This window comes from Chryseomicrobium palamuruense (genome assembly GCF_042649045.1).
Lineage (GTDB): Bacteria > Bacillota > Bacilli > Bacillales_A > Planococcaceae > Chryseomicrobium > Chryseomicrobium palamuruense.
Genome location: NZ_JBHSEF010000001.1, coordinates 1 through 3414, shown reverse-complemented (window position 1 = coordinate 3414; position 3414 = coordinate 1). Strand labels below are relative to the sequence as shown.

5 protein-coding genes are annotated in these 3414 nt (G+C 46.8%); all 5 read left to right on the top strand.

Translation table 11 applies throughout. From position 1 onward, the window contains the following. The first annotated feature begins 116 nt into the window (after positions 1–116). From dnaX to ACFO0S_RS00005, 5 genes are read left to right on the top strand one after another with little or no spacing between them, the layout of a single operon-like run. Positions 117–1814 carry a DNA polymerase III subunit gamma/tau gene (gene dnaX / locus ACFO0S_RS00025; RefSeq protein ID WP_378138898.1) on the top strand — a complete coding sequence of 566 codons (1698 nt, stop codon included), beginning with the start codon at positions 117–119 and terminating at the stop codon, positions 1812–1814. Positions 1815–1829: 15 nt separating this feature from the next. Continuing rightward, complete coding sequence (locus tag ACFO0S_RS00020; RefSeq protein WP_378138896.1) at positions 1830–2153, top strand: YbaB/EbfC family nucleoid-associated protein; 324 nt, start codon at positions 1830–1832, stop codon at positions 2151–2153. A 12-nt stretch (positions 2154–2165) separates the two neighbouring features. Continuing rightward, entirely contained in the window at positions 2166–2762 is a 597-nt protein-coding gene (gene recR / locus ACFO0S_RS00015; RefSeq protein WP_378138894.1) for a recombination mediator RecR, read from the top strand. Beyond that, on the top strand, positions 2762–2989 hold the full coding sequence (locus tag ACFO0S_RS00010) for a YaaL family protein (protein WP_378138892.1): 228 nt from the start codon (positions 2762–2764) through the stop codon (positions 2987–2989). Before recR ends, ACFO0S_RS00010 begins: the two co-directional genes overlap by 1 nt. A 28-nt stretch (positions 2990–3017) precedes the next feature. Then, the gene (locus ACFO0S_RS00005; RefSeq protein WP_378138890.1) at positions 3018–3278 is read left to right on the top strand and encodes a pro-sigmaK processing inhibitor BofA family protein; all 261 of its coding nucleotides are present in this window, start codon (positions 3018–3020) and stop codon (positions 3276–3278) included. The last annotated feature ends 136 nt before the right edge of the window (positions 3279–3414 follow it).

Below are 3414 nucleotides of genomic sequence, written 5' to 3'. Positions count from 1 at the left end.
CCACTATCAAATATCAGATGTGAAATAGTTCAAAAAGGTCCGGCCAGGGTTTTTGGCCGGATTTTCTTATGGTATAATGGAAAGAGTGACTAACGAGTAGAAATGGAGTGGAATGTGTGACTTATCAAGCGTTTTATCGAGCGTATCGCCCGCAGTCCTTTGCGGAAATGTCGGGGCAGAAGCACATTAAGCAGACCCTCCAAAATGCGCTGTCTTCAGACAAGACGACGCATGCCTACCTCTTCTCAGGCCCCCGTGGAACCGGGAAGACCAGTACGGCAAAAATCTTTGCGAAAGCCCTCAACTGTGAAGCAGGTCCTGCAAAAGAGCCTTGTAATACGTGTGAAATCTGCACGAGCATTACGAACGGTTCCAATCCGGACGTCCTTGAGTTTGACGCAGCTTCGCATTCACGCGTGGAAGAAATGCGTGAAGTGATCGAAAAGGTTCGGTTCGCTCCTTCGAATGCGCGCTACAAAGTCTATATCATCGATGAAGTGCATATGCTCTCGACAAGTGCCTTTAATGCACTCCTTAAGACACTTGAAGAACCGCCGCCGCACGCCGTCTTTGTACTCGCCACGACAGAGCCTCACAAAATTCCGCTCACCATCATCTCACGTTGTCAACGCTTCGACTTTAAACGCATCTCACAAAATGATATTGTGGAGCGAATGATTCAAGTCTTAGATGATGCCGGTATTGCGTATGATGAAAAAGTGTTGCGCCTTATTGCACAGGCATCTGCCGGGGGAATGCGTGACGCACTTAGCATACTGGATCAAGTCGTATCTTATAGTGATGGGACCATGACAGTAGAAGACGCCCTATTTATCACAGGCTCGATTGGTTCGGAAGCGTTCGTTCATATTGCACGTGCTCTGGTCGACGGGGATGTGAACGGAGCGCTCTCGCAGCTTGATCAATTGGTGATGGATGGAAAGGATCCTGTCCGCTTGATGGAAGACCTCGTCACGTTCTTCCGTGACTTGCTCATCATGAAGCACGTACCTGACGCACAAGAAATTGTAGAGCTTGCCGATGTGACGGATGAAGTGAAGGTACTTGCCGAGCGCTATTCTCAGGAACGACTCTACCAAAGCATTCAAGTTGCTACCGAGATGCAGCAGGAGATGCGATTCTCGAATCACGCGAAAATTTATGTGGAGACGGCACTCATTCGCTTGTCACAGCTTTCTACAAAACCGGCAGCTGTTTCTGGAGATGTCTCTACCATATCGGATGAGCAAGTGCAGAAACTAGAACGCAAGATTGCACAGCTTGAAGCGCAATTAAACTCAGGTGGGGCTCCTGTTGCCGAACAACCGAAACGTCAGCGTCAACGCGCACAGAGCTCAATCAAAGTTCCAGTAGGTCGGATCCAAGAGGTGCTGAAATCTGCAACGAAACCTGCGATTCAGCAAATCAAATCCCAATGGGCATTGATCCTGCAGCAGATGCAGCGTTCACATGCGGCCCTTCTGAATGATGCGGAACCTGTTGCGGCATCCGATTCCGCTTTTGTGTTAAAATTTAAATATGAGATCCATTGCCAAATGGCGATAGACAATCAAACGTTTTCGACTTCCTTCCCACAAGTTGTGGAAGATGTGACGGGAACGCTATATGAAGTACTTTATACACCGGAAGAACAGTGGATGGAGATTCGTTCTTCGTTCCTTGCAACCAATCAAGTATCCGGTTCAACGGATCAATTGGAGGATATAGAAGAACAAGCGACGCAGGAAGATCCGCTCGTCTCTGAAGCGACCAAACTTTTCGGTGAAGAATTTGTTGAAATCAAAGAAGATTAAGAGGAGGAACTCACTATGCGTGGTGGAATGGGAAATATGCAAGGTATGATGAAACAAATGCAAAAGATGCAAAAGAAAATGGCGGAAGCTCAAGAAGAACTGGGTAACCAACACTTTGAAGGAGTCGCTGGAGGCGGTATGGTAAAAGTAACCGTTACTGGACACCGTGAAGTAGTAGGCGTCACTCTAGATGAAACGGTAGTAGATCCGGAAGATGTGGAAATGCTACAAGACCTTATTGTCATTGCTACAAACGAAGCATTGAAAAAAGCTGAAGAAACGTCAAATGCCACAATGGGACAATTCACGAAAGGATTGAACCTTCCTGGCATGTTCTAGGAGGAACCCTTTATGCACTATCCAGCTCCGATTTCCAAACTTATCGACAGCTTTATGAAACTGCCAGGTATCGGGCCGAAAACTGCGGCTCGTCTGGCGTTTTTTGTTCTTAGTATGAAAGAAGACACGGTCACCGATTTTGCGAAAGCGTTAATCGATGCCAAGCGAAACTTGAGTTACTGTTCGGTCTGTGGTCATATCACGGATATTGATCCGTGTGCCATCTGCCAAGACCATTCACGGAACCAGACGATGATCTGTGTCGTTCAAGACACGAAAGATGTCATCGCGATGGAAAAGATGCGCGACTATTCAGGACTCTATCACGTTCTTCATGGTGCTATCTCTCCTATGGAAGGGATTGGCCCGGAAGACATCAACATCCCGCCACTTCTCAAGCGTCTACAAAACGAAGAAGTGGAGGAATTGATCCTAGCAACGAACCCGACGATCGAAGGGGAAGCGACGGCCATGTATATTTCGCGTCTCGTGAAACCATCTGGCATCCGGACGACGCGTATCGCACACGGCCTGCCTGTTGGGGGAGACCTGGAGTATGCGGACGAAGTGACACTTTCAAAAGCACTGGAAGGGAGACGCGAACTGTAATGCCTCTCTTTTCGCGTAGAAACAAATTAAAGAAAGAGTACGATGCGCGCTTTATCCGTCTATTAGAAGAAACACGCTCTGACTGGCATGCTGCTCAAGTAGTGGAAGCCCATCTGGACGATTTCAATTTAGATGCCATCGCCAAACGAAAAGCAATGGAAAGCGTTCATTTTTATCTCTATAAAGAAGCGAAGCGCCGGCAAGTGGTCTATCGACCAAACCGGTAACATAGATTAAAGGGAAAGGAGTGGTGAGTTGATCTACCTCGGACTTTCCCTTTTTGTTTTGGCCAGTTTAGTTCTTCTGCGATTTCCATTCTCTTCTTTATGGGACCGACTCAGCCAGTTATTCATGCGGGCGATGGTCGGGGCGGTAAGTCTCTATGCTTTGCACCTCACTGCAGGATTTAGTGATTTTGAATGGGAAGTACCAATCACTTACTTTACGGCAGGGTTTGCACTTCTATGTGGTATTCCAGGTGTGCTGGGGGTCCTTGTTTTATCTTTTTTAAATTAGTTTTAAAAAAGTATTGACCAATGAAAGGGAGGCGTGTATTATTAGTTAGGTCGCCAAGACAACGTATACATGACTATGAAAAAAGTTATTGACTTCCGGTTCGGAAGTTGGTATACTTTAAAAGTTGTCTCAAACG